20 protein-coding genes are annotated in these 24,781 nt (G+C 68.8%); 7 read left to right on the top strand and 13 right to left on the bottom strand.

What is annotated here, in order from left to right; all coding sequences use genetic code 11:
* Positions 1–240: 240 nt before the first annotated feature.
* Together ACSFBF_RS27540 and ACSFBF_RS27535 are read right to left on the bottom strand one after the other, a co-directional pair.
* Positions 241–1,311 (bottom strand): lipocalin-like domain-containing protein, encoded by a 1,071-nt coding sequence (locus tag ACSFBF_RS27540; RefSeq protein WP_435472523.1) that lies wholly within the window; start codon positions 1,309–1,311, stop codon positions 241–243.
* Entirely contained in the window at positions 1,308–2,384 is a 1,077-nt protein-coding gene (locus ACSFBF_RS27535) for a PLP-dependent cysteine synthase family protein (RefSeq protein WP_435472521.1), read from the bottom strand. Before ACSFBF_RS27535 ends, ACSFBF_RS27540 begins: the two co-directional genes overlap by 4 nt.
* A 97-nt stretch (positions 2,385–2,481) precedes the next feature.
* Between ACSFBF_RS27535 and ACSFBF_RS27530 the strand changes: the two genes are divergently transcribed.
* A complete protein-coding gene (locus ACSFBF_RS27530; protein ID WP_435472519.1) occupies positions 2,482–4,986 on the top strand; it encodes a penicillin acylase family protein in 2,505 nt (834 codons plus the stop codon).
* A 14-nt stretch (positions 4,987–5,000) separates the two neighbouring features.
* Here the strand turns inward: ACSFBF_RS27530 and ACSFBF_RS27525 are convergent, their stop codons facing one another.
* Positions 5,001–7,604 carry an FtsX-like permease family protein gene (locus ACSFBF_RS27525; RefSeq protein ID WP_435472517.1) on the bottom strand — a complete coding sequence of 868 codons (2,604 nt, stop codon included), beginning with the start codon at positions 7,602–7,604 and terminating at the stop codon, positions 5,001–5,003.
* Positions 7,605–7,685: 81 nt separating this feature from the next.
* Here ACSFBF_RS27525 and ACSFBF_RS27520 point away from each other — a divergent pair, with 81 nt between their 5' ends.
* Entirely contained in the window at positions 7,686–9,113 is a 1,428-nt protein-coding gene (locus ACSFBF_RS27520) for a serine hydrolase domain-containing protein (RefSeq protein WP_435472515.1), read from the top strand.
* A 30-nt stretch (positions 9,114–9,143) separates the two neighbouring features.
* Here ACSFBF_RS27520 and ACSFBF_RS27515 read toward each other — a convergent pair whose 3' ends face one another.
* The 5 genes from ACSFBF_RS27515 to ACSFBF_RS27495 all read right to left on the bottom strand — a co-directional run bounded on the left by ACSFBF_RS27515 (position 9,144) and on the right by ACSFBF_RS27495 (position 13,827).
* Positions 9,144–10,376 (bottom strand): RNA polymerase sigma factor, encoded by a 1,233-nt coding sequence (locus ACSFBF_RS27515; RefSeq protein WP_435472513.1) that lies wholly within the window; start codon positions 10,374–10,376, stop codon positions 9,144–9,146.
* Positions 10,373–10,735 carry a YciI family protein gene (locus ACSFBF_RS27510; RefSeq protein WP_435472511.1) on the bottom strand — a complete coding sequence of 121 codons (363 nt, stop codon included), beginning with the start codon at positions 10,733–10,735 and terminating at the stop codon, positions 10,373–10,375. Before ACSFBF_RS27510 ends, ACSFBF_RS27515 begins: the two co-directional genes overlap by 4 nt.
* 149 nt (positions 10,736–10,884) lie before the next feature.
* On the bottom strand, positions 10,885–12,246 hold the full coding sequence (locus ACSFBF_RS27505) for an NAD(P)H-dependent oxidoreductase (RefSeq protein ID WP_435472510.1): 1,362 nt from the start codon (positions 12,244–12,246) through the stop codon (positions 10,885–10,887).
* Positions 12,247–12,250: 4 nt separating this feature from the next.
* Positions 12,251–13,126 carry a phytanoyl-CoA dioxygenase family protein gene (locus ACSFBF_RS27500; protein WP_435472508.1) on the bottom strand — a complete coding sequence of 292 codons (876 nt, stop codon included), beginning with the start codon at positions 13,124–13,126 and terminating at the stop codon, positions 12,251–12,253.
* Entirely contained in the window at positions 13,123–13,827 is a 705-nt protein-coding gene (locus ACSFBF_RS27495) for a GntR family transcriptional regulator (protein ID WP_435472506.1), read from the bottom strand. The genes ACSFBF_RS27500 and ACSFBF_RS27495 overlap by 4 nt, the downstream gene beginning before the upstream one ends.
* A gap of 115 nt (positions 13,828–13,942) precedes the next feature.
* Here ACSFBF_RS27495 and ACSFBF_RS27490 point away from each other — a divergent pair, with 115 nt between their 5' ends.
* Positions 13,943–14,902: a threo-3-hydroxy-L-aspartate ammonia-lyase gene (locus tag ACSFBF_RS27490; protein WP_435472504.1), complete on the top strand. Its 960-nt coding sequence runs from the start codon at positions 13,943–13,945 to the stop codon at positions 14,900–14,902.
* A 4-nt stretch (positions 14,903–14,906) separates the two neighbouring features.
* On the opposite strand, the gene ACSFBF_RS27485 is transcribed toward ACSFBF_RS27490, so the two are convergent.
* Genes ACSFBF_RS27485 through ACSFBF_RS27475 form a run of 3 tightly spaced genes read right to left on the bottom strand, consistent with a single transcriptional unit; the run spans position 14,907 to position 17,549 of the window.
* The gene (locus ACSFBF_RS27485; RefSeq protein ID WP_435472502.1) at positions 14,907–15,557 is read right to left on the bottom strand and encodes an ABC transporter ATP-binding protein; all 651 of its coding nucleotides are present in this window, start codon (positions 15,555–15,557) and stop codon (positions 14,907–14,909) included.
* Complete coding sequence (miaA, locus tag ACSFBF_RS27480; protein ID WP_435472500.1) at positions 15,554–16,579, bottom strand: tRNA (adenosine(37)-N6)-dimethylallyltransferase MiaA; 1,026 nt, start codon at positions 16,577–16,579, stop codon at positions 15,554–15,556. The genes ACSFBF_RS27485 and miaA overlap by 4 nt, the downstream gene beginning before the upstream one ends.
* 52 nt (positions 16,580–16,631) lie before the next feature.
* Positions 16,632–17,549, bottom strand: coding sequence for an AraC family transcriptional regulator (locus ACSFBF_RS27475; RefSeq protein WP_435472498.1), 918 nt, complete (start codon positions 17,547–17,549; stop codon positions 16,632–16,634).
* Between the two features lie 162 nt (positions 17,550–17,711).
* Between ACSFBF_RS27475 and ACSFBF_RS27470 the strand changes: the two genes are divergently transcribed.
* Genes ACSFBF_RS27470 through ACSFBF_RS27455 form a run of 4 tightly spaced genes read left to right on the top strand, consistent with a single transcriptional unit; the run spans position 17,712 to position 21,676 of the window.
* The gene (locus ACSFBF_RS27470; protein ID WP_435472496.1) at positions 17,712–18,563 is read left to right on the top strand and encodes an SDR family oxidoreductase; all 852 of its coding nucleotides are present in this window, start codon (positions 17,712–17,714) and stop codon (positions 18,561–18,563) included.
* Complete coding sequence (locus tag ACSFBF_RS27465) at positions 18,560–18,913, top strand: c-type cytochrome (RefSeq protein WP_435472494.1); 354 nt, start codon at positions 18,560–18,562, stop codon at positions 18,911–18,913. The genes ACSFBF_RS27470 and ACSFBF_RS27465 overlap by 4 nt, the downstream gene beginning before the upstream one ends.
* Before the next feature lie 32 nt (positions 18,914–18,945).
* Positions 18,946–19,419, top strand: a complete 474-nt coding sequence (locus tag ACSFBF_RS27460; protein ID WP_435472492.1) for a (2Fe-2S)-binding protein — start codon at positions 18,946–18,948, stop codon at positions 19,417–19,419.
* Between the two features lie 10 nt (positions 19,420–19,429).
* On the top strand, positions 19,430–21,676 hold the full coding sequence (locus ACSFBF_RS27455) for a xanthine dehydrogenase family protein molybdopterin-binding subunit (protein ID WP_435472490.1): 2,247 nt from the start codon (positions 19,430–19,432) through the stop codon (positions 21,674–21,676).
* 24 nt (positions 21,677–21,700) lie between these two features.
* On the opposite strand, the gene ACSFBF_RS27450 is transcribed toward ACSFBF_RS27455, so the two are convergent.
* Both ACSFBF_RS27450 and mutL read right to left on the bottom strand, forming a co-directional pair.
* The gene (locus tag ACSFBF_RS27450) at positions 21,701–22,678 is read right to left on the bottom strand and encodes an alpha/beta hydrolase (protein ID WP_435472488.1); all 978 of its coding nucleotides are present in this window, start codon (positions 22,676–22,678) and stop codon (positions 21,701–21,703) included.
* A gap of 187 nt (positions 22,679–22,865) precedes the next feature.
* Positions 22,866–24,761, bottom strand: a complete 1,896-nt coding sequence (gene mutL / locus ACSFBF_RS27445; RefSeq protein ID WP_435472486.1) for a DNA mismatch repair endonuclease MutL — start codon at positions 24,759–24,761, stop codon at positions 22,866–22,868.
* Positions 24,762–24,781 lie beyond the last annotated feature (20 nt).

Raw genomic sequence — 24,781 nt, 5'->3', positions numbered from 1 at the left:
TGTCCCCCGGCCTGCGGCCTCCTCCTTTATTTCGCTGCGCAGAGCACACCATCGACGTGATCGATGGACGCAGCGGTCGTTCGGCCGGCACAAGAGCCGCGCTCATGTGCGAGTGGCACCGGGTACTCCCCGCAGCGAAATAAAGGAGGAGCCGAAGGCGGGGGACATTCGCGGAGGGGAGTACCCGGTGTCATTCGCACGCACCCCGAACGAACACACGCCCCTAGAAACGCACAAGGACTACAGCCGCAGCGGCGCCGCGTAGCCCGTCATCTCCAGATAGCCACGGCCGACACGTCGCCCCTGCGCATCGAGCAGGTCACTCACGCCTTCCCAGTACACGCCGCCGGTCGAGCCGCGGCTGTCCAGCTCCTGGTCGTCGAGCAGGGCACGCACTTCGAAGTTGCCCGCGGGTGTCTGCACGCGCCATTGCGTCGGGTACTTTGCCTGCGTGCGCGGGCTGTCCCAGGTCTTGAGGCTCTCGAAGCGGACTTCGTCGTTCCTGAAGATGCGAGCCACGCCGTCGCGCGGGCGGAACGAACCGCCGCCCCACAGCGCACTGCCGTCGCTGCGCCGCAGATGGAAGGCGGTGAGCGCGCTGCCGTCATCAAGGTTCATGCCGATCCAGTCCCAACCCACGGCCTCGGGGTGCATCAGCGCCTCGCTCCATTCGTGGTCGAGCCACGCGGTGCCGCCCACGTCGAAGGCCTGTCCCTTGAGCGTGAGCTTGCCCTGTGCCTTGAGTTGCGGCTCGCTGTAGTAATAGCTCGCCTGCGATTCATCAGGCCCCTTGCGCGAGAGGCCGGCGTTGCCTTGCAGCAGCACCGGCTGCGTCGGCGTGAAGCGCAGGTCGAGCGAGAACTCGCCGGCCGGAATGCGTGCGACGTAGAGGCCGTTCTCGCGCGCCAGCGACCAGTCGCGGATGCGCACGTCGGTGTCGCTCGTGCTCGCCTCCGCAACACCGAAGCCCGCGCGCGCGATGCGCTGGTCATGCAGCAGCACGCGGCCTTGGAGATCGGTGACGGCCGCGTGCGCGAACACGAGATGCTTCGCCGCGAAGGCCGAGCGCATGCCCTGCGTGGCCTCGACGCGCGAGCGGAAGAAGGTCACCTGAAAGCCGAACTCGCGCCCCGCCGGCGTCTTCGCATGGCCGGTGATGTACCACCACTCGGTGTGCAGATCAGGGTGACTGCCGAAGTCGCGCGGAAACTCCAGCCGGCGCTCGGGCAATGCCCATGCCGCCAGAGGCCCCGCCGCGAGCGCCGCCAGCAGCAGGCCGCGACGCGACAGCCGTGATGCGAGAGGCGTCACGACGCCACCAGCGCGTCGATGCGCTGCTGCGCCGGGCCGATGTCGCCGAAGGCGTTCTGCACCCACGCCGCGTCGTGGTAGCTCGGCAGGTAGCGCTCGCCCGCATCGCACAGCAGCGAAAGAATGGAGCCCTGCTGCCCGGCCGCGCGCATCTCCTGCGCCACGGCCAGCATGCCGACGAAGTTGGTGCCCGTCGACGGCCCGACCTTGCGGCCCAGCAGCGCCGACAACGCATGCATAGCCGCCACCGAATCGAGGTTCGGCACGTCGATCATCCGGTCGACCAGCGTGCGGATGAAGCTGGGCTCCACGCGCGGCCGGCCGATGCCTTCGATGCGCGAGCCGGCGGCCGTCAGCGTGGCGTCGCCCGTGCGGTGGTAGGCCGAGAACACCGAGCCCTCGGGGTCGGGCACGCACACCTGCGTGTCGTGGCAGCGATAGCGCAGGTAGCGCCCGATGGTCGCGCTGGTGCCGCCCGTGCCCGCACCCACGACGATCCACTTCGGCACCGGATGCCGCTCGCGCGACATCTGCTGGAACATGCTCTCGGCAATGTTGTTGTTGCCGCGCCAGTCGGTCGCGCGCTCGGCATACGTGAACTGGTCCATGTAGTGGCCGCCGGTGCGCTCGGCCAGCGCGCGGGCCTCTTCGTACACCTGCGAGGCATGGTCCACGAAATGGCAGCTCGCGCCGTAGAAGGCGATCTGCGCGATCTTCTCGGGCGAGGTGGTGCGCGGCATCACCGCGATGAAGGGCAGGCCCAGCAGCCGCGCGAAGTAGGCCTCGCTCACGGCCGTCGAACCGCTCGAGGCCTCGACGATGGTCGTGCCTTCGCGCACCCAGCCGTTGCACAGCGCATAGAGAAAGAGCGAACGTGCGAGCCGATGCTTGAGGCTGCCGGTGGGGTGCGTCGATTCATCCTTCAGGTACATGTCGATGCCGTGCGCGGCGAACGAGGGCAGGGGCAGCGGGATCAGGTGCGTGTCGGCGCTGCGCTGGTAGTCGGCCTCGATGCGGCGGATTGCGCCGCCGAGCCAGCCGCTGCAGGAGGGGATGGAGGGTGTTTGCTGCATGGCGCCCAGTCTACAAGTCATGCCTTGTAACGCCCACGCAAGGCGCAAATCGGGATACTGTGCCCTGCCATCTACAACAAGGCAGGAGACGAGACACATGAAAAGAACAAACCTGCGCCCCGCATCGCGGCGCTCGTTAGGTCAAAGGCATTCTTTCGGCGCCGTTGCGCTCGCGGCCTTCGTGCTCGCGGGTTGCGCGTCGGGGCTTCCCGGTTCGCAGACGCCCACGCGTCCTTCCTCATCGTTCGCCGTGCCCGGGCTCGAGAAGCCGGCCGAGGTGCTGGTCGACCGCTGGGGCGTGCCGCATCTTTATGCGGGCACGCTCTACGACGCCTTCGTGGCACAGGGCTTCATTGCCGCGCGCGACCGCCTGTGGCAGATGGACCTCTGGCGCAAGCGCGGCCTCGGCGAAATGGCGAAGGACTTCGGCCCAGCATGGGTCGAGAACGACCGCGCCGCGCGCGCCGTGCTCTATCGCGGCGACATGTACCGCGAGTGGCTGGCCTACGGCTCCGACGCCAAGCGCGTGGCCGAGGCCTTCACGGCCGGCGTCAACGCCTACGTGGCGCAGGTGCGCGCGCAGCCTTCGCTGCTGCCGCCGGAGTTCGCGCTGCTGGGCTACCAGCCGGCCACGTGGTCGCCCGAAGACGTGGTGCGCATCCGGCACCACGGCCTCACGCTCAACTTCACATCGGAGATCGATCGCGCCCGTGCTTACTGCGCGGGCGGCGCCGGCATCAAGGCCGACTGGCTGCGCCGCGAGCTCGATCCACCGATCAACCCGCGCGTGCCACCGGGGCTCGACCCGTGCACCATTCCCGCGGCCGAATTGCGCGCGGCCTACATGCGCGCGACCGAGTCGCCGCAGTTCACCAAGGCCAACACGCGGCTCGCGTCACCAGTGGCGATGTTGCCCGGCAGCGCTGCCGAAGCGGATGAACAGCAGGCCTCGCAAGGCGACCCGACTGGCGCCTACGGCAGCAACAACTGGGTGATCTCGCCGAAGCTCACGTCCACCGGCCGCCCCATCCTGGCCAACGACCCGCACCGGGCCCACAGCGCGCCCAGCCTGCGCTACATGACGCACCTGAGCGCACCGGGCATGGACGCCATCGGCGCGGGCGAGCCCTTCCTGCCGGGCCTGTCGATAGGGCACAACGGCACCATCGCCTTCGGCCTCACGCGCTTCTACATGGACCAGGAAGACCTGTACGTGTACCAGCTCAACCCGCGCAATGCCAACGAGTACCGCTACCAGGGCCGCTGGGAGCCGATGGTGCGCGTCACCGAACGCATCGCGGTCAAGGGCGAGAGCGCGCCGCGCGAGGTGGTCAACACCTTCACGCGCCATGGCCCGGTGCTGCTGGCCGAGCCCGGCAAGCAGCGTGCGTTCGCGCTGCGCGCGGCATGGCTGGAGCCCGGCATGGCGCCGTACTTCGGTTCGATGGACTACATGCGCGCGCGCAACTGGGACCAGTTCCGCGCCGCCATGAACCGCTGGGGCGCGCCCGGCGAGAACCAGGTCTATGCGGACACGAGCGGCAACGTCGGCTGGATTCCCGGCGGCCTCACGCCCATCCGGCCCAACTGGGACGGGCTGATGCCGGTGCCCGGCGACGGCCGCTACGAGTGGTCGGGCTTCCGCAACGGCGATGAGCTGCCTTCGGAGTTCAACCCGGCGCGCGGCTATGTGGTGACCGCCAACGAGAACAACATTCCGCCCGACCATCCCGCCGCGAAGAAGGGCGTGGGCTACGAGTGGAGCGACGCGGCGCGTGCGCGGCGGCTCAAGGAGCTGTTCGCGGCCAAGGTGGCGGCAGGCTCGCGCTTCTCCGTCGAGGACTCGGAGCGCATGCAGAACGACATCGTCGCGACGCCCGCGCAGCGCGTGCTGAAGCTGCTCGCCGGCTTGCGCAGCGATGACGCGCAAACGACGACCGCGCTGCGCATGCTGCAAGGCTGGGACGGCACCATGGACCGCGACAGCGCAGCCGCCGCGCTGTACGAGGTGTGGAGCAGCAAGCCCCTGCGCGCCGCCGTGCTGAAGGCCGGCGCGGGCGATGCCGGCGCCGCGCTGGCCGCGCCCGGCGACAACACGCGCATGGTGCTGTTGCTGGAGAACCCGTTCGGCTGGGTCACGAACGAGCAGCGCGATGCACTGCTACTGAAGACACTGCCGGCAGCGATGCAGGAGCTCACCACCAAGCTCGGCCCCGACCCCGCGACCTGGAAGTGGGGCGTGCTGCACCGCGCCGAGTTCCGCCATCCGCTGGGCGGTGTGGTCGATGCCGCCACGCGCAAGAAACTCGACGTGGGCGACTGGCCGATGTCCGGCTCTTCCTTCACGCCGATGGCGGCCACCTATCGGGCCAGCGACTACAAGCTGACGGCGGGCGCGTCGTTCCGCATGGTGCTGGACGTGGGCAACTGGGATGCCTCGCGCGTCATCAACACGCCGGGCCAGTCGGGCAACCCGGAGAGCCCGAACTACCGCGACCTGGCGCCGCTGTGGCTCGAAGGCAAGTACGTGCCGCTGGTCTACAGTCGCGGCGCTGTCGAGAAGGAAACGGTGGAGAGGATCCAGCTGACGCCGGTGCGCTGAGGCGCCGAGGGCGCCTACCAGTCTTCCTTCACCGCCAGCACCACGTCCTTGCCGGCGGCGGCCCGGCCTGCCATCCAGGCCGTCACGGTGCCGGCGGCCACCACCGCCGCGCACAGCGCCAGCAGGCGGCCCCATGGCACCAGCAGGTCCATGCTCCAGTGGAAGCTCTGCGGGTTCACGACCTTCACGAGCACTACCGACACGGCCAGGCCTAGCCCCAATCCGGCTACGGCGCCGATGGCCGTCCAGGCCGCGCCTTCACCCGCCACCACGGCCAGCACTTGCCGCCGCGTGAAGCCCAGGTGCGCGAGCAGCCCGAACTCCTTGCGCCGCGCCAACACCTGCGCGCTGAAGCTCGCGGCGATGCCGAACAGCCCGATGGCGATGGCCACCGCCTGCAGCCAGTAGGTCACCGCGAAGCTGCGATCGAAGATGCGCAGCGAGGTCGCGCGGATCTGCCCCACCGATGCGATCTCGACGGACTCGGCGGACGAGCTGCCCTGGCGTGCTGCCAAGGCGCGCACCGCGGTCTGCACCGCGCCTTCCGACGCTCCAGGCGAAAGCCACAACGCCACGTCGCTCACATTGCGCTCGCCGGTGATGCGCTCGAAGTCCCGCGCATCCATCGTGACCGTGCCGAACTGCCGCGCATAGTCGCGCCACACGCCCGCCACGAAGAATGTCTGAGCTTTCTTCGAGCCCGCCCGCAGGCCCATTGCATCCGACAGCGGCGTGAACGCTGTGCCCGGCTTCGCGCCATACAGCTCCACCATCGGCTCGCTCACATAAATGCCGATCTGCCCCTCGGGCACGGGCAGTGCGGCGCCCACCAGCGGCAGCGATTGCGTTGCCCCGCCTTCCAGGCTGCGCGCGATCAGCGTCACGGTGGGCCGTGTCGCATCCAGCTGAAGCGACTGCGTGCGCAGCGTGCCCGTGCGCGCCACGCCGGGCAGCTGCGCCAGCGACTGCACGAAGGCCGGAGAAAAGGTCGCGGTGTCGGTGCTGCTGCTGTTGCCGCTGTTGCTGCCGCGTCCTCCCGATGTGGCGCGCACGTACAGGTCGGCCGGCAGCACCACGTCGAGCCAGTGCGTCACCGAATCACGAAAGCTCGCGACCATCACCGTCAGCGCGACCGCCAGGCTCAGGCTCGCCACCACGCCGCTGACCGCCACCGCCGCCGTGCCGCGCATGCGGCGCGCGCGTTCCACGGCCAGCATCGGCAGCACGCGCCGCGCGAACATCGGTGCCACGCGGTCGTACAGCAGCGCGATCAGCCAGGGCAGGGCGGTAATGCCGCCCACCAGCAGGCAAGCCACCGATAGGTACGCCGCCACCGGAATGCCGCCGATGGCCGGCACGTTGGCCAGCACCGCGCCGAGCGCGATCAGCCCCAGCGCCAGCCAGTGGCCGTTGCCCTGTGTGGGCGCGGCGCCCAGGCCCTTGAGCGTCTGTGCTTCGGGCAGCGCCTGTGCCGCTCGAGCGGGCCACCATCCGCCGACCAGCGCGGCCAGCACACCGAGGCCGCCGTACAGCACCGCCGAGCCCGCGCTCCAATGCAGTGTGGGTGCCACGCCTTCGAAGTACCCGCCGCCGAGATCACCGCCCAGAACGCGCAGCGCAAAGGCCGCGAGCGCCGTGCCCAGTGCAAGGCCTGCCGCACTGCCGATCAGCCCCAGCACCAGCGATTCGGCCAGCACCAGCCGCAGCCGTTCGCGTGGCGTGAGGCCGAGCACGCCGAGTAGCGCGAACTGCTGCGCGCGCTTGGCCACGCTGAGGGCCAGCACCGAGAACACCAGGAATGCACCCGTGAACAGCGCCACCAGCGCCAGCACCGTCAGGTTCACGCGGTAAGCGCGCGACAGGTTGCTCACGCGCTGCGCCGCATCGCCGGGCTCGGCAAACTGCACGCCCGCGGGCCAGCCCGGCGACTGCTGCAGCGAGGCCATGAAGGCGGCCCTGTCGGTGCCGGGCGCCAGCCGCAGGTCGATGCGGCTGAGCCGGCCGATCTGGCCGAACAGCTCCTGCGCGGCAGCGATGTCCATTACCGCGAGCGCCGTGCCGCTGGCGGCGACATGGCCGGCCACGTCGAGCTTGTGCCATGCGTCGCCGCTGCGCAGCTGCATCGTCTCCGCCGCGCCTGCAGGCGCTTCCGTCGGCAGGCCGAGTGCACTGCGCGCCGCGGCGTTGAGAAACACATGGCTCGGTGCGAACAGCGCGAAGCGGTCGGCGCCGGCCGCGGCCTGTGGCATCAATGCGGGCGCGATGGTGGGCAGCACCAGCGCATCGACGCCGATCACGCGCATCGGCACCTGGCGCTCGCCGGCCAGCGCCAGGCCCTGGAACTCGACCACGGGGCTCGCCAGGGACACCTGCGGGTGCCGGGCCAGCCGCGCGAACACGGCCTCGTCGAAGCCGCCCTGCACGGCGCGCACTTCCAGGTCGGGCTGGCCGTTGACCGAGCGCACCGCGCTCGCGAACTCATCGAGCGCCGACGCGTTGATCAACTGCACCGAGAAGGCCAGCGCCACGCCCAGCATCACGGCCAGCACGGCGGCTGCGTTGCGCCAGGGGTGGTGGCGGAGTTCCTGCCAGGAGAAGGTGGTGAGCAATGCGCGCATCGGGCAATTGTCGCGGCGCACGCGGTGTTACGCCGCCGTGGCACGATGGCGGCTCTTCGACGACGCCTGAGGAATCCGACGATGCGGCTCTTGCCCCGTGCCCTGTACCGCCCCTGGCTTGCCGCCTGGTTCCTCGCTCCACTGCTGGCAGGCCATGCCGCCGCGCAGTTTCAGCAGCAACCCCTGACGCTGGCCAGCGACCCGACGGTGCTGGCCAAGGCCGCCCTCGGCGCCGAGCGGGGCACGCTGGTGGTGGGCACGCTGCGCAACGGCCAGGCGGCCTACGGTGCCGCCTACAACCCCGAGCCGCCGTCGCCGCCGCGCGCCATTGCGGCCGGCAGCGCCGAGCAGCCGATGTTCGAGATCGGCTCCGTCACCAAGGTCTTCACCGGCCTGCTGCTCGCGCAGTCGGTGGAGCGCGGCGACCTGAAGCTCGACGACACCGTGGGCAAGCTGCTCGCCGGCAAGGTCGAGGGCCTCTCGTCCGCCGTGGCCTCGGTCACTCTGCGGCAACTCGTCACGCATACGGGCTGCATGCCCGTGATGGCCGATGGCGTAACGGGCGGTGCGCCGCTCGCCGAACAGTTCCGCACCTTCGACAAGCCCATGTTCTGGGCGTCCCTTACGCGCATCAAGCTCACGGCCGCCGCGCCGCCGTGCGAGGGTGCGTACAGCAACTTCGGCATGGCGCTGCTCGGCCAGCTGCTGGCCGAGCACTACGACACCTCGTGGGGCGAACTGGTGCGCGCGCGCATCACCGAGCCGCTGGGCATGAACGACACCGTGATCTCGCTCGGCGACAAGGCCTCGCGCATGGCCCCGGCCTTTGCCGGCGACCGCCGCCAGCCGCTGTTCGACATGCTGGCCTACGCGCCGGCCAGCGCGCTGCGCTCCACGGCGGCCGACATGATGACCTTCAGCCGCGCCATCCTTGCGGGCGCTGGCGGTCCGCTCGGCCCGGCCGCCGCTCGCATGCTCACGCCGCTGGCGCGCTACGAGGGCGCCGAGATCGGCTATGCAGTGATGGTGCGCGGCCCCGAAGGCGGGCGGCGCACCTACTACCACGCAGGCGTCACCGAGGGCTACCGCACGCTATGGCTGCTCGCACCCGATACCGGCGAGGCGATGATCGTGCTCAGCAGCAACGCACGCGCGCCGATGCAGCCCGTGATGCTGGCCATAGGCAAGAGCCGCTACCCGGTGCCGACGGTGGAAGTGCCCGTCGACCCGAAGCGGCTGGAAGACTACAAGGGCGAGTTCCGCGTGACGAAGACCAAGTCGCTGAGCTTCACGGTGCGCAGCGGCAAGCTGCTGGTGCGCGAGACGGGGCGCGGCTACAACGCGCTCACGCCTACCGGCAACGACCGGTTTGCCGTGACTGGCATCGGGGCGCAGTTCGTGTTCCGGCGGGATGCGGGGAATGCGGTGGTTGCGGTTTCGCTGATGCAGGGTGGCAGCCAGCTTGACGCGAAGCGGGTGGGGGAGGCTGTGGCTGTGCCGCAGGAGTGACTGCGACGGATTCACCGAAAAGGCGGCCGCTCAGAGCCGATCCGACATCGCATGCAGATACGCGCGCACCGCCGCACTGGCGCTCAAGCCGATGGCGCGGTCGTAGGCCTGGCGTGCGGCGGCACGTGCGCCGCCGGTCGCGAGCAGGTGCGCACGTGCGGCCCAGAACGGCTGGTAGTTCGCTACCTCCAGCGCGGGAATGGCTTCGAGCGCCCGCAGGCCGATTTCGGGGCCGCGCGCGTTCGCCAGTGCGCAGGCCCGGCTGACCTGGGCGCCGATGCTGGGCCGCAGCGCCAGCAGGCCTTCGTACAGCGACACCAGCACTTCGGGCGCCACCGGCGCGCCCACGCGGCGTTCGCAGTGGGCCGACTGGATGGCTGCCTCCAGTTGATACGCGCCGAGGGATTTCATGTCCGATGCCCGCCGCAGACAGCGCTCGGCCTCCGCGAGCAGATCCGGGTCCCAGCGCAGTGGGTCCTGCTGGTCGAGCGGCACGTAGGCTCCGGTCTCGCTGCGGCGGGCTGCGGCGCGGCTTTCGCAGAACAGCATCAGCGCTAGCAGGCCCAGCGGCTCGGGCTCGTTCGGCATCAGGCCGCACAGGATGCGGCAGAGGTCGATGGCCTCGGCCGTGAGGCCGCGGGGCAGGGCGTCGGCGCCGTCCACGTCGTCCCAGCCTGTGCCGTAGGCGGCGTAGATGCCGTCGAGCACGTCTTGCAGCCGCTGTGGCAGGTCGCGTGCTTCCGGGTACTCGAAGGGAATGCCGGCCGCGCGGATGCGGGCCTTGGCGCGCACCAGCCGCTGGCCGAGCGTGGCCGGCGCGGTGAGAAAGGCGCCGGCCATGCGCGCCGCGTCGAGGCCGAGCACGGTCTGCAGCATGAGCGGCGCGCGCGCCGCCGCGTCGATGGCCGGATGCGCGCACACGAAGAGCAGGCGCAACCGCTCGTCGGGCACGGCCGCGCCGTCAGTGGTGCCTTCGTCGACCTCGCCGGCCAGCAGCAGCAGGCTCTGCGTGGCCGCGTCCTGCACGCGGGTGTGGCGCCAGGCGTCGAGCTTGCGGTGCCGGGCCACGCTCAGCAGCCAGGCATCGGGCTGCACGGGAATACCGTCGGACGGCCAGCGTTCGAGCGCCCGCGCAAAGGCGTCGGCGAGCGCGTCTTCCGACGCGGCGATGTCGTGCGTGCGCGCCGACAGGATGGCCAGCAGCCGCCCGTACGAGTCGCGCGCCGCACGTTCGGCGGCTCTCTGAACCGCCGGATCGCTCATGCGGCTACAGCCGTCGCCATGAAGACGGGCCTGATCTCCACTCCGCCACTGGTCGCGCAGGGCGCGCGCGCCGCCCATTCGAGCGCGGCGTCGATGTCGGGCACGTCGACCACGAAGTAGCCGCCGAGCTGCTCCTTGGTGTCGGCGAAGGGGCCGTCCTGCACCTGGCGCTTGTCGCCGCGCACGCGCAGCGTGGTGCCGGTCATGGGCGGGAAGAGGCCGTGGCCGCCGAGCGAGATGCCGGCCTGGCGCACGGCGTCGGCATATGCGACCCAGCTGGCCCGGTAGGCCTGCGAGGACGCATCGTCGCGTTGTTCGAATTCGGCCGCGGGCTGATAGAACATCAACATGTACTGCATGGTGTCTCTCCGTCAAGGAAAAGGCTGTTGAGCAAGATCGCTCACCACAATGACGGCCCGCTGGCGGTCATTTCGACACGGGGTTCGTGTCGAGCAGATTATTTTTTATGCGATTGCCGTTCGGCGCAACGGTTGAGCTACCTAGGCCGTCATGCCGCCTTGGCCCTGACGGACGGCGCGAACATGGCTTCCATTTCGTTGCGCAGCCTGTAGGCGGCAGTCGTCGTGTCGATCGCCACGTCGGCCCAGCTCAGGCTCTGGCCCTTCTTCACCGGGCGGACCAGCTTGACGTTGTGCGCCAGCCCGAGCGGCAGGCCGCCCAGGCGCAGCGAGCGCTCGGCCGGCAGCAGCTTGCCCCAGACCGTGTAGCCGCCTTCGCCGTCGAGCATCTCGCCCGCGGCGAGGTCGCGCTTGGCGGTGGCGACCACGTCGGCATTCCAGCAGGTGGCCACGCCCGTGGGCTCGCCGCGCAGCGCCACGCTGGCCACCGACATGCCAACCTCCAGGCCGATCAGGTGCCAGCGCTTGTAGAGCGTGAAGTAGCGCCCGCTCGGGTCGGTGTGGGCGTTGTATTCCTCGAAGCAGTTCTTGATGTAGTCGGTCTCGGCCTCGACCGTGACCCACACGCCCATGCGGATGTCGTAGGGAATCTTCCGGCCATCGGCTTCGAGCGAGGACACCACCTCGACCATGCCCTTGCGCTCGAGCACGCCGCCTTCGCTCTTCGGCCGCGTGACGAAGGGAATGTCTTCCACGCTCGCGGGTGGGTAGAGCAGGCCGTCCGAAGGCACCGTGAGGCCGGTGGCGTTGGCCACCGCCGAGCTTTCGATGGACGGCTTGGAGCCGTCGAGAAAGCTGTTGAACATCTTCGGGTTGAGCCCGCCGCGTTTTGCCTGCTCGGGCGTGAGGCCGTAGTTGCCCCACACCGTCTCGGGCGTCGATTCGGTGAAGTGCGGCAACCACTTATGGCCGCGCCCGGCCGCCACCACCGGAAAGCCGCAGGTGCGCGCCCAGTCGACCAGGTCGCAGATCAGCGCGGGCTGGTCGCCGAAGGCCAGCGAATAGATCACGCCGGCCTGCTGCGCCCTGTGCGCGAGCAGCGGGCCGCAGAAGGCGTCGGCCTCGACCGTCACGTTGACCACGTGCTTGCCGTGCGCGAAGGCGTCGAGGCAGTGGTCGACCGCGGCGATGGGGTTGCCCGTGCACTCGACCACGATGTCGATGGACGGCTCGCGCGTCACGGCCTGCCAGTCGTCGGTGATCCAGGTGGTGCCGTGCTTCAGAGCTTCCTGCACCGAGGCGGCAGCGGCGCGCTCTGGCTGCCAGCCCACTCGTTCGAGGTTGATGCGGGCAGCGTCGGGCGACAGGTCGGCAATCGCCACCAGCTGCACGCCGGGCGTGCGCGGAATCTGCGCGAGATACATAGCGCCGAACTTGCCGGCGCCGATCAGGCCGATGCGGATGGGGCGGCCCTCGGCGGCGCGCTGTTGCAGGCGGGAGTGGAGGCTCATGGGGTCAGGCCTGTGCGGTGTCGAGCACGTCGAGCGAGGTGCGCAGTGCGCTTTCGGGCAGGCCGTTTTTCCACGGTACGTCGACCGGGTAGGGCTTCAGCAGGCAGTCATCGGGCAGCATCTCGATGGGCGTGAAGTCGCGGTGCGCGATGTACTCGGGCCGCTTGTGGCGCCGGATGTGGTTGCCGACCGCACACAGGCTCAGGTACACCGCCACACGGTTGAACGGCGAGAGGTTGCTGCCCGAGGCATGCACCAGGCAGCTGTGGAACAGGATCATCGACCCCGCCGGCCCCTTGGGCGAGACGATGCCGCCGTGCCTGCCGCCCGCGCGGTCGACCAGCTGGCGGATCAGGTCGTTGTCCACGGTCCACAGCGGGTAGCTGGTGGTCGTGAGGTCATGCTTTGCATCGACCACGCCCTTGCGGTGGCTGCCCGGAATGAACATCAGCGGGCCGTTGTGCTCGGTCACTTCATCGAGAAAGATCGCGACGTTCATCGCGCGCTCGGTGGGCATCAGGTCGTCGTTGAGCCAGGTGCCGTAGTCCTGGTGCCATTGCCACACGTCGCCCTCGAAGGCCATCTTGCCGTTGATCTTGAACTGGTGCATGTAGACCTCTTCCTCGAAGAGATCGGTCACCGGGCCGACCATGCGCGGGTGGCGCGCCAGTCGAGCGAAGGGCTCGCTGATGAGGTGCGCTGCGAAGTTCGTGCGCACGGCATCGGAGCCTTTCTCGCGCACGTTGAAGGCCTCGCGCCTGCTGTAGAGATCGGGCACCGCGTCGGTCAGCACCTTCGTCTCTTCGGCCGAGAAGTGGCCGGGGAAGAACAGATAGCCGTCGCGCTCGAACTGCGCGCGTTGCTCAGGGGTCAGCTTCATGCCTTATCTCCTTTTTTCGTGGGGGTGGGGGATGCAGCGCGCGCCAGTTGCTGCGCGAGCCGTTCGCTCAATGCCTCGCTAGCCCGCGAGACGTGTTCCTCGCTCAGGCGTGCAGCACGTTCCACGTTGCCTGCAGCGATGGCTTCGGCGATGGCCTCGTGCTCGTCCCACAGCGATTCGCGCTGCGGCTCGGCCTGCAGCACCGCGCCCATCGCGCGGCGCAGGTGGCGCCAGTGCGGGTCGGCGCTCTGGCCGATCAGAGGGTTGCCTGAGGCCTCGTAGATGGCCTGGTGGAAGGCCACGTCGGCGTCGATCATGGCTTCGACATTGCGCCCGCGCGCGGCACGCCGGCCACGCTCGATGAGCTTCGGGTCGATGCGAAAACGCTGCTGCGCCGCCAGCCGGGCGGCCAGCACGTCGAGCGCGCCACGCACCTGGTAGACCTTGCGCATCGCTTCGGCTTCGAGCGGCGCCACCAGCACGCCGCGGCCGGGTGCGTCGAGCACGAAGCCGTCTTTCTTCAGCAGCCGAAGCGCCTGCAGCACCGGCTGGCGCGACACCGAGAGGCGGGAGGCGATGTCTTCCTGCGTGACGCGCTCGCCCGGCGCGAGCGCGCCGCTGCTGATGGCACCGAGCAGGGCGCGGTAGACCTGATCGACGAGGTCGGGGGCGACTTCGATGCTGACGAGCTGGACTGGCATGGGTGGCTTTCTTTGAACTCTGTATACAGAGTACAAACTTCGCGGCCGACGCGTATCCCGGGTTTTTACCCATCGGGGCTGCAAAAATTTGCAAGCCGCCGCTAAGCTCGGACACATGCAACTACCTACCTACGACGACGTCATCGCCGCGGCCGCGCGGCTCGAAGGCCATGCCCACCGCACGCCGGTGCTGCGTTCCACCACCGCCAACGAGCGCTGGGGCGCCGAGTTCTTCTTCAAGTGCGAGAACTTCCAGCGCATGGGCGCGTTCAAGTTCCGCGGCGCGTTCAACGCGCTGTCGAAGTTCGACGCCACGCAGCGCAAGGGCGGCGTGATCGCGTTCTCGTCGGGCAATCATGCGCAGGCCATCGCACTGTCGGCGCGCCTGCTGTCGATGCCGGCCGTGATCGTGATGCCCAAGGATGCACCGGCCGCCAAGGTCGCCGCCACCAAGGGCTACGGCGCCGAAGTGGTGATGTACGACCGCTTCACCGAAGACCGCGAGGCGCTGACCAAGCGGCTCGCGCAGGAGCGCGGCATGACGATGATCCCGCCCTACGACCACCCCGACGTGCTGACGGGCCAGGGCACGGCGGTGAAGGAACTGATCGAGGAAACCGGCCCGCTCGACCATCTTTTCGTGTGCCTGGGCGGCGGTGGGCTGCTGTCGGGTTCGGCGCTGTCGGCGCGTGCGCTGGCGCCTGATTGCAAGGTCTACGGCGTGGAGCCCGAGGCGGGCAACGACGGCCAGCAGTCGTTTCGCGCCGGGAAGATCGTGCACATCGAAACGCCGAAGACCATTGCCGATGGCGCGCAGACGCAGCATCTGGGCGAGTACACCTTCGGCATCATCCGCCGCGACGTGGACGACATCTTCACCGTTACCGACGAGCAGCTCGTCGATGTGATGCGCTTCTTTGCCGAGCGCATGAAGATGGTGGTGGAGCCCACCGGCTGCCTCGCCTTCGCGGGTGCCATCGCGGCGGGCAAGGCGATTGCCGGCAAGCGCGTGGGCATCGTGATCAGTGGCGGCAACGTCGACCTGTCGCGCTACGCGGCGCTCCTGTCGGCGTAATTTTTCAGGCGCGGATGCCGCTGGCCGTCAGGTGCAGCAGGCGGTCCGCGCGAGCTGCTGCGCTCTCCGAGTGCGTCACCAGTACCAGCGACGCACCGTGCTCGCGGGTTTGGCCGATCAGCAGCTCCATCACCTTCGCGGCAGTGGTCGGGTCGAGGTTGCCCGTGGGCTCGTCGGCCAGCAGCAGGGCGGGGCGGTGCACCAACGCGCGCGCAATCGCCACGCGCTGCAACTGGCCGCCCGACAGCGTCTGCGGCAGTCGCGCGCCCATGCCAGGCAGGCCCACCGCTTCGAGCATGTGCGCGACGCGGCCGTCGTCCTTCTGCTGGCCCAGCAGCATCAGCGGCAGCGACACGTTCTGCGCCACGTCGAGGTGCGGCAGCACGTGGAAGGCCTGGAACACGAAGCCCACGTGGCGCCGCCGCCAGAGCGCGCAGGCTTCGCCGTCGAGCGCGCCGATGTCGGTGCCGTCGTGCGTCACCGTGCCCTGGTCCCAGCTGTCGAGGCCGGCCATGCAGTTGAGCAGCGTCGACTTGCCCACGCCCGATTCGCCCACGATGGCGACGAACTCGCCGGGCTCGACGGCGAGCGTCACGTTCTCGAAGACAGGCGCATCACCGTAGTGCTTGCCGAGGTTGGAAATGCGCAGCGTCATCCGGGTTGAGTGGTCTTGGCGATCAGTTGAACGGCGGTCTGCACCGCATCGGGGGCGTCGCAGGCGATCACGGTGCGCTGCGGCATGCTGCGCAGCCAGGTGATCTGCCGCTTGGCAAGCTGGCGCGTGGCGGCGATGCCGCGTTCGCGCAGGTCGGCGATGGCCTTGGCATCGGGCGCCGCGTCGCCGCAGGCGTCGAGCGTTTCCCATGCCTGGCGGTAGCCGACGCAGCGCATCGAGGGCAGGTCGGTCGACAGGTCGCCGCGCGCGCGCAGAGCGCGTACTTCGTCGAGGAAGCCAGCCGCCAGCATGGTGTCGAAGCGCTCGGCGATGCGCCCGTGCAGCCAGGCGCGGTCGGTTGGTTCGAGCGAGAACAGCACGCCGCCTTCGACCGCGCTCGCAGTCTTGTTGTCGCTCGCATGAAAGCTCGACAGCGGCTGGCCGCTGCTCTCCCACACTTCGAGCGCGCGCTGGATGCGCTGGCTGTCCTGCGGCGCCAGCCGGGCGGCTGTGACCGGATCGACCTGCGCAAGCCGCGCGTGCATGGCGGGCCAGCCGAGTGCGGCGGCATCGGCGTCGATGCGCGCTCGCACTGAGGCATCGGCCGCGGGCATGGCATCGATGCCGTCGAACAGCGCCTTGAAATACAGCATGGTCCCGCCCACCAGCAGCGGCAAGGCGCCGCGCGCGCGAATCTCGCCGATGAGTCGCGTTGCGTCGGCCACGAAGGCGGCGGCGCTGTAGCTGTCGCGCGCATCGAGGATGTCGATCAGGTGGTGCGGCGCGGCAGCCTGCTCGGCGGCCGTGGGCTTGGCGGTGCCGATGTTCATGCCGCGGTAGACCAGCGCCGAATCGACGCTGATGATTTCGACCGGCTGCAGCCGCGCCAGCGCCAATGCGGCGGCCGTCTTGCCCGAGGCGGTGGGGCCGGCGAGCGCCACATAGCGCGGCGGAACGGAACGCGCAGCGGCGGGCGATGCCGGGGGAGCGGCCTCGGCGGCCGGTGCGGAGCTGGGAAACATGATGCGCCGAGGGTAGCAAATGGCGCGCGCCAGTCTGCAGCGCGGGTCTTGCTCAGGTCGTTTCGCGCATCCGCTTGATGTCGCGCAGCGGCGGCGCCCCGAACAGGCGGGCGTATTCGCGGCTGAACTGCGAGGCGCTTTCGTATCCCACGCGCACCCCTGCGGTGCCGGCGTCGATGCCCTGGTTCAGCATCAGTTGCCGGGCCTCTTGCAGGCGCAACTGCTTCAGGTATTGCATGGGGCTCATGCCCGCCACGGCACGGAAGTGCTGCCGGAACGTCGATGGACTCATGTGCACGGAGGCCGCCAGATCGTCTGCGAGCACGGGCTGCGTGAAATTCATCTTGAGCCAGGCCATGCTCTGTGCCACCTGCTGGCCTGGAGAGCCGACTGCCACGAGGCGCTGCAACTGCTGGCCGTGGCGCCCGGCGAGCAGGCGAACGGCGATTTCTTGCTGAAGCAGCGGAGCAATCTGGGGAATCAGCCTGGGCTCGGCAAGCAGCTCGACGAGCCGCGTCACCGTGCCAAGCAGTGTCGGATCGAGATCGCCGAGCGACATGGCCCGGTAGCTGTAGTCCTTTGTCGGCTGGGGCAATGCCATCTCGGCCGCTGCCTGCACGATGGCGCGCGAGTCGAGCTTGAGCATGAGGCCCAGAAATGGCTGCGCAGTGCTGGCCTGAGTGACATGCGCCACGACGGGGAGGTCAACCGTCGTCAGCAGCGATTGCCCCGCGGCATAGTCGAAAACCTCTTCGCCAAGCGCAACCCGCTTCTTCCCGCTGACGGTGATTCCCACGCCGAAGCCATAGATGCAATGCACAGGCTCGGTCGCGGCGCTGCGACGGTGGAGCGAGAGTTCGGGAATGGCGGTGATGAAGTCACCGTCATTTTTGACAATGCTTCCGACCGCTTTGGCCAAGCCGCTCAGGACGGCCGATTCGCTTTGCTGCGTCAGCTGCGGCGCTTCCATTTGAATCCTTTCGGGAGTGCTCGAACAAAGTCTAGCTCGCGCACTTCGCCCGGCCCGCGTTTCTGGCGCAGTCCCGTCGTTTCAGGCAAGAACACGCGCGCTTTCGGCAAACGGGTCGACGGGTCCCGGGCAGACACTGGCACCAACCGAAAGGAACTCCCCATGACTGACAAGAAAATCTGGTTCATCACCGGCGCGGGCCGGGGCTTGGGCGTCGACATCGCCAAGGCGGCCCTGGCTGCGGGCCACGCCGTCGTGGCCACGGGCCGTGACCCTGCGAAGGTGGCTGCGGCCATCGGCGATCACGCGGACCTGTTGAGCGTCAAGCTCGACGTCACCAGCCTCGACGACGCCAAGGCCGCCGTGGAAGCCGCCATTGCGAAGTTCGGGCGCATCGACGTGCTGGTCAACAACGCGGGCAACTTCTACGCCGGCTTCTTCGAGGAGCTGAGCCCGGAGCAGGTCCGCAACCAGCTCGAGACGCTGCTGTTCGGCCCGATGAATGTCACCCGCGCCGTGCTGCCGGCGATGCGCAGGCAGCGCTCGGGGCTGGTGCTCACCATCTCCTCGACTGCCGGGATTGCCGGTGGAATGTTCTGCACGGCGTATGCCGCTGCGAAGTTTGGGGTCGAAGGGTGGATCGAGTCGCTCGCACCTGAGGTCGCCCCCTTCGGCATACGCACCATGCTGGTAGAGCCGGGCTTCTTTCGCACCGAACTGCTCACCGCCGGTTCGACCACTTTCGCCGAGCCGAACATCGACGACTATGCCGAGCGCACGAGGGAGACCGTTGCCGCCTGGAGCGGCATGAGCGGCAAGCAGGGCGGCGACCCCGCCAAGCTCGCCGACGCCATCGTGCAGCTTGCCGCGCTCGAAGAGCCACCGGCCCGATTCGCCGCAGGTGCCGACGCCGTGCAGACCTTCGAAGCCAAGGGCAATGCGCTGCTTGCACAGGCTGGCGCGCATCGCGACCTGTCCACGTCTCTCGCCCACGACGACCGGGAGCAGCAATGACCAACGACAGCATCGCAACCGTCCAGCGTTCCTTTACCGCTTCCCTCGCCGTAGCGCTGGGTATCGGTGTGAGCGCCGCCTGGCCGGCACGCGCCGTAGCCAGCCAGGCGCTGGCGCAGAAGTACGCGTGTGTCGCATGCCACCAGGCCACGGCCAAAGTGGTGGGCCCGTCCTGGAAAGACATCGGGGCAAGGTACGGCGAAGGAAAGGGAACGGCCGCGCAGCTGGCTGCAAGCATCAAGGCCGGCAGTTCGGGCAAGTGGGGCGCGATGCCGATGCCGCCGCAAACCCAGATCCCCGATGCCGACGTGCAGTCGCTCGCGCAATGGCTGCTCGACGGCGCCAAGTGAATCCGATCCAACCTACCCAGGAAGAACAGAACATGAGCGCGCTCCACATCAACGGCCGTGAACACACGGTCGACGCCGACCCCGGCACTCCCATCCTCTGGGCCCTGCGCGACACGCTGGGCATGACCGGCACCAAGTTCGGCTGCGGTGCCGCGTTGTGCGGCGCCTGCACCGTGCATCTGGACGACCAGGCCATCCGTTCGTGCATCACGCCCATCTCCGCCGCCGAGGGCAAGAAGATCACCACCATCGAAGCGACCACCGGCGGCAGCGACCGGGTCGGTGCGGCCGTGCACGCCGCATGGGTCAAGCACGACGTGGCGCAATGCGGCTACTGCCAGAGTGGCCAGATCATGAGCGCGACCGCCTTCCTCAAATCGCTGCCCCGAGGCAAGCAGCCCAGCGTGGACGAGATCGATTCGGCCATGGTCGGCAACATCTGCCGCTGCGGCACCTATGCCCGCATTCGCGCCGCCGTGGCCGATGCGGCCAAGACCCTCGCCTGAAGGAGCCGCCATGCTGCCCAACATTGACTACCGCGAACTGCCACGCGTCATGCAGCGCCTGATGGCCCAAGGCTCAGTTCATGAAGTCGCCGCGCTGCCTCGCCGGAGCTTCCTGAAGATGGCCGGGGCTGGTGGCCTCGCGCTCGGCGCCTTTCCTCACCTGGCCATGGCGCAGGCCGACGGTGCGGCGCAGGCGACAGGCGGGCTAAAGCCGACGCAGCAGCCATCGGCCTTCGTGCAGATCGCACCCAACGGCGAAGTCACCGTGACCATCAACCGGCTGGAATTCGGCCAGGGTGTGCAGACCGGCCTGCCGATGATCCTGGCCGAGGAGCTCGATGCAGACTGGGCCCTGGTGCGCAGCCGAAATGGCTCGAACGACCCCGCTTACGTCGACCCGCTCTTCGGCATCAACATGACCGGCGGCTCCCACTCGATCAAGAACAGCTTCACGCAGTACCGAGAACTGGGTGCACGTGCCCGGGCCATGCTGCTGTCGGCGGCAGCGGCGCGCTGGAAGGTCGATGTGGCCACGCTGCGCACGCAGGCCGGCACGGTGCTGGGGCCGGGTGGGCGCAAGCTGGGCTATGGCGAGCTGGCCGAAGCGGCCATGGCCCTGCCGGTGCCCGAGAAGGTCACGCTGAAGGATCCCAAGGACTTCCGGATCATCGGCCGTCCGACCACGCGCCTGGACGCGCGCGCCAAGAGCAGCGGGCGGCAGGACTTCGGCATCGACGTCAAGCATCCCGGTCAGCTCACGGCGGTCGTGGCCCATCCGCCCGTGTTCGGCGCCCGCCTGGCCTCGGTGGACGACAGCGCGGCGCGCGCCGTCAAGGGCGTGAAGGCCGTGCTGCGCGTGCCGCTGGACCGCGGCGCCGAAGGCGTGGCCGTGGTGGCCGATGGCTACTGGCCGGCCAAGCTGGGCCGCGACGCACTGAAGCTGCAGTGGGACACGGCGGCAGTCGAGAAGGTGGACACCGAAAAGCAACTGGCCCAGTACCGCGAGTTGGCCGGCCGCCCTGGGGCACGCAAATTCGACGCTGACATGGCGCCGCTGGCCACGGCGCCCCGGCAACTGGAGGCCGAGTTCGTCTTTCCTTATCTGGCCCACGCACCCATGGAGCCGGAGAACTGCACCGTCAAGCTGTCGAACGGGCGCGCCGAGCTGTGGGTCGGCACCCAGTGCGCCGGGCTGGACGCTGATGCCGCCGCGCGCGTGCTTGGCCTCAAGCCCGAGCAGGTGGCGGTGCACGTGCAGATGGCGGGCGGCGGCTTCGGCCGGCGCTTCGTGGGCACGAGCGACTTCGTGGTCGAGGCCTGCGAGATCGCCAAGGCCGCGCGTGCCGCCGGCTTCGATGTGCCAGTGCGCCTGCTGTGGAGCCGCGAGGACGACATCAAGGGCGGCTACTACCGCCCCATGCATCTGCACCGCGCACGCATCGGCTTCGACGAGCGCGGCAAGATCCTGGCGTGGGACCACGTCATCGTCGGCCAGTCGATCACCACGGGCACGGTGTTCGGGCAATTCCAGGTGAAGGACGGCATCGACGCCACGGCCACGGAGGGCATGCGCGATCCGTATCCGTTGCCGATGCGCCTGACGGTGCATCACCCCCAGGTCAATGTGCCCGTGCTGTGGTGGCGCAGCGTGGGTTCCACCCACACCGCCTTCGTGATGGAGACGCTGATCGACGAGATCGCCCGCAGCACGAAGCAGGACCCGGTGGCCTACCGCATGCAGCTCTTCGGCGACAAGCACCCACGCCACCGCGCCGCGCTGCAACTGGCAGTGGACAAGAGCGGCTACGGCAAGAAGCAGCTGCCGGATGGCCGTGCCTGGGGCGTTGCCGTGCACGAGTCATTCGACTCCGTGGTGGCCTACGTGGTGGAAGCTTCGGTGAAGGACGGCCAGCCGGTGCTGCATCGCGTCACCAGCGGTGTGCATTGCAACCTGGCCGTCAACCCGCGCAGTGTGGAGGCGCAGGTGCAGGGCGCGGCGGTGATGGGGCTGTCGACATGCCTGTCCGGCAGTGCCATCACATTGAAAGACGGCGAAGTGCAGCAGAGCAACTTCGGCGACTTCACCGTGGCTCGCATCACCAACGTGCCGGAGTTCGATATCCACATCGTGCCCAGCGCCGACGCACCCACCGGCATGGGCGAGCCCGGTTTGCCGCCATTGGCACCCGCGTTTGCCAACGCCATCGCGCGGCTGACGGGCAAGCCCTTGCGCCAGTTGCCCTTCAACCTGGCTTGACGGCGGGCTGGAGCGGACGAAAACCTAGATAGCGGCAGGTGCCGGCGCGCGCACCTCGCCCCGCACATCCTGCGGCGCCAGCGCGGCGGAAGGCGGCGCGAGCCGTGGCTGTGGCCGGTTTGCCGCGCCGCCGTTGCTGGCGACCATGCTCTCCGGCTTCATGCGGAACAACTGCGTCAGTGCGGCGCGGTACTGCGCCTCGCCGACCGAGTTGGTGTTGTGGTGCGAACCACCCTCGACCAGCACGAACAGCTTGGGCACGGTGGCCGCGTCATACAGCTTGCGGCCCAGCGTCGGGTTGATGAGGCTGTCGGCGGTGCCATGCACCACCAGCAGCGGCGAGCCGATGTCCTTGACCGTATTGATTGCCTCGAAGCGCTGCGTGATGAACGGGCCGAAAGGCAGCCAGCCCCACTTGAAGCCGCTGACCACGTCGGCGATCGAGGTGAAGGTGCTCTCGACGATGGTGCCGCTCTCGTCGTTCACATGCGCCGCCAGGTCGATGCCGATGGCGCCGCCGAGCGAGTGGCCGAAGATGTAGCGGTGCTGCTTGGGATGGCGCGCGGCCAGCCAGGTCCAGGCGGCGCGGGCGTCTTCGCGGGCCGACTCTTCCGAGGGCAGGCCCTTGGAACTCTTCCCGAAGCCGCGGTAGTCGATGGCCAGCACCGAGAAGCCCAGCTCGTGCATGCGCTGGATGCGCGGTGCCGAGCCGGCCACGTTGTAGCGGGCGCCGTGCAGGTACAGCATCACGGGCGTGTCGGTGGTCTCGGGTGCGCCGCCCAGCCACAGGCCGTGCAGGCGTGCGGGCTCGCCGGTGAGGGAAGACTGGAAATCGATCCAAACGTCTTCCATGCCCTGGGTCATGGTGGCGGTGTTGCCCCAGCTGCGGTCGCTGGGCTGGAAGATCCATTCGCGCTGCTGCTCGTCGAGCGTCGAGCAACCGGCTGCCAGCAGGGCACACAGCGAGAGGACAGACGCGAGGAGGGTCCAGCGTTTCATCATGGGGTTGAGGGACAGCGAAGTCGGCGGAAAAGTTCACCTGCTTTCACCTTGGTGCGCCGACACTGCACCTTGGTAACCCCCCGAAACAACGCTCACTGGCGCTTTACCGAGCCTATGCAACGTGCGTGCCCGCAATCCCGATGACTGCGGAAAACCCTAGAAAAAAGGCTTAAAGCGCCGATTTGCCCTATCGGCCGCGCATGAACAGCGAATCCAGCTCGCGAACCGACAGCTGGCGCCAGGTCGGTCGGCCGTGGTTGCACTGGTCCGAACGTTCTGTTGCTTCCATCTGGCGTAACAGTGCGTTCATCTCGTCGATGGTGAGCTTGCGGTTGGCCCGCACCGCCCCGTGGCAGGCCATGGTGGACAGCAATTCGTTCTGAGCGCGCTGCACCACCGTGCTTGCGTCGTGCTGGCTCAACTCGGCCAGCACGCTGCGCGCCAGCTCCACCGGATCGCCGTCGGCCAGCGTTCCGGGTACGGCGCGCACCGCAAGCGTGCGTGCCGAGAAGGGGGTGATTTCCAGGCCCAGCGTTGGCAGCACTTCGGCGCAGGCTTCGGCAGTGGCCACTTCCTGCGGCGTGGCCGCGAAGGTGGCTGGAATCAACAGCGGCTGGCTGCTGATAGACGCACCGTCGAGCTGCGTCTTGAGCCGCTCATAGACGATGCGCTCGTGCGCCGCGTGCATGTCGACGATCACGAGGCCCTGGCTGTTCTCGGCCAGGATGTAGATGCCCTGCAGCTGGGCCAGCGCGCGGCCCAGCGGCCAGGCTTGTTCGTTGGTGGCGAGGGCAGCGTCGGCGTTCGCTGCCGTGGGCAGCCCGGCGGGGGCCTGGAACGTTGCCGGCGCCGCACTGGCCTGGGGCCAGAGAGACGAGGCGGTCGATTCCGCCGCATGCTGAGCTGGCTGCTCGCTGCGCCGGGGCCACATCGCCTCGAAATCGCCGGTGCCGCGCTCCTGCGATGTGAAATTGATGGCTGGCTGAGCCCAGCTGGCGTTCGATGGCAGCGGGGTCTGCTTGAAAAATGGCTGCGGTGCGCCCGCTGGCGCGACTGCATCGCCGGCACGCGGAGCCGCCAGCGCGTCCTCGATGGCATGGCGCACCGCCTGGTGAACCTCGCGCCCATCGCGAAAGCGCACTTCGATCTTGGTCGGGTGCACGTTCACGTCGACCCGCGCCGGATCGATCTCCAGGTACAGCGCGTAGATCGGCTGGCGCTGGCCGTGCAGCACGTCTTCGTACGCGCTGCGCACCGCGTGCGACAGCACCTTGTCGCGCACGAAGCGGCCATTGACGTAGAAGAACTGCTGGTCGCCGCGCGAGCGCGCCGCATCCGGAATGCCGGCGCGGCCCACCACGCGCACCGGGCCGCCTTCGCGATAGACGGCCACGCTCTGCGCCACGAACTCGTCGCTCAGCGCGTCGGCCAGCCGCTGCTCGCGCGTGGTGGCAGCGCGCCACTGCTCGACCAGCTTGCCGTCGTGCCAGACCGAAAAGCCCACCTCGGGCCGTGCCAGCGCATGGCGGCGCACCGCCTCGATGCAATGGGCCAGTTCGGTGGCGTCGGTCTTCAGGAACTTGCGGCGCGCGGGCGTCGCAAAGAACAGCTCGCGCACCTCGACCGTGGTGCCGGTGGAGCGGGCCACCGGCCGCAGCTCGCCGGTGCGCCCATCAAGCGCGAAGGCGGTGTCGGAGCCGGTGAAGCGCGAAAGAATGCTGAGCTCGGCAATCGCATTGATGGCGGCCAGCGCCTCGCCGCGAAAGCCCATCGTGCCGACCGTCTCCAGGTCGTTGAGACTGGCGATCTTGCTGGTTGCGTGACGGCGCAGGGCCACCGTGAGTTCTTCGCGCGGAATGCCCAGGCCATCGTCTTCCACCGAGATCAGCCGCACGCCACCCGAGGCCAGCCGCACCGTGATCTGGCTGGCGCCCGCGTCGAGCGCGTTGTCCAGCAGTTCGCGCACCACCGATGCGGGGCGCTCGACGACTTCACCGGCGGCGATCTGGCTGATCAGTTCGTCGGGGAGTTCGCGGATCGGGCGGCGTTCGGTGGGGGGGATGGAAGTGGGGAGGGCGCTCACCGGGGCATTCTAAAAGCCGT

It is taken from the genome of Variovorax nivicola, assembly GCF_051216475.1.
Classification (GTDB): domain Bacteria; phylum Pseudomonadota; class Gammaproteobacteria; order Burkholderiales; family Burkholderiaceae_C; genus Variovorax.
This window is presented reverse-complemented; position numbering and strand designations above follow the sequence as displayed.

Bases quoted from the DNA above. Each gene is read 5' to 3' on its own strand.
- ACSFBF_RS27535 (WP_435472521.1), bottom strand. From the start codon at position 2,384: ATGCAGCAAACACCCTCCATCCCCTCCTGCAGCGGCTGGCTCGGCGGC.
- ACSFBF_RS27530 (WP_435472519.1), top strand. From the start codon at position 2,482: ATGAAAAGAACAAACCTGCGCCCCGCATCGCGGCGCTCGTTAGGTCAA.
- ACSFBF_RS27525 (WP_435472517.1), bottom strand. From the start codon at position 7,604: ATGCGCGCATTGCTCACCACCTTCTCCTGGCAGGAACTCCGCCACCAC.
- ACSFBF_RS27520 (WP_435472515.1), top strand. From the start codon at position 7,686: ATGCGGCTCTTGCCCCGTGCCCTGTACCGCCCCTGGCTTGCCGCCTGG.
- ACSFBF_RS27515 (WP_435472513.1), bottom strand. From the start codon at position 10,376: ATGAGCGATCCGGCGGTTCAGAGAGCCGCCGAACGTGCGGCGCGCGAC.
- ACSFBF_RS27510 (WP_435472511.1), bottom strand. From the start codon at position 10,735: ATGCAGTACATGTTGATGTTCTATCAGCCCGCGGCCGAATTCGAACAA.
- ACSFBF_RS27505 (WP_435472510.1), bottom strand. From the start codon at position 12,246: ATGAGCCTCCACTCCCGCCTGCAACAGCGCGCCGCCGAGGGCCGCCCC.
- ACSFBF_RS27500 (WP_435472508.1), bottom strand. From the start codon at position 13,126: ATGAAGCTGACCCCTGAGCAACGCGCGCAGTTCGAGCGCGACGGCTAT.
- ACSFBF_RS27495 (WP_435472506.1), bottom strand. From the start codon at position 13,827: ATGCCAGTCCAGCTCGTCAGCATCGAAGTCGCCCCCGACCTCGTCGAT.
- ACSFBF_RS27490 (WP_435472504.1), top strand. From the start codon at position 13,943: ATGCAACTACCTACCTACGACGACGTCATCGCCGCGGCCGCGCGGCTC.
- ACSFBF_RS27485 (WP_435472502.1), bottom strand. From the start codon at position 15,557: ATGACGCTGCGCATTTCCAACCTCGGCAAGCACTACGGTGATGCGCCT.
- miaA (WP_435472500.1), bottom strand. From the start codon at position 16,579: ATGTTTCCCAGCTCCGCACCGGCCGCCGAGGCCGCTCCCCCGGCATCG.
- ACSFBF_RS27475 (WP_435472498.1), bottom strand. From the start codon at position 17,549: ATGGAAGCGCCGCAGCTGACGCAGCAAAGCGAATCGGCCGTCCTGAGC.
- ACSFBF_RS27470 (WP_435472496.1), top strand. From the start codon at position 17,712: ATGACTGACAAGAAAATCTGGTTCATCACCGGCGCGGGCCGGGGCTTG.
- ACSFBF_RS27465 (WP_435472494.1), top strand. From the start codon at position 18,560: ATGACCAACGACAGCATCGCAACCGTCCAGCGTTCCTTTACCGCTTCC.
- ACSFBF_RS27460 (WP_435472492.1), top strand. From the start codon at position 18,946: ATGAGCGCGCTCCACATCAACGGCCGTGAACACACGGTCGACGCCGAC.
- ACSFBF_RS27455 (WP_435472490.1), top strand. From the start codon at position 19,430: ATGCTGCCCAACATTGACTACCGCGAACTGCCACGCGTCATGCAGCGC.
- ACSFBF_RS27450 (WP_435472488.1), bottom strand. From the start codon at position 22,678: ATGATGAAACGCTGGACCCTCCTCGCGTCTGTCCTCTCGCTGTGTGCC.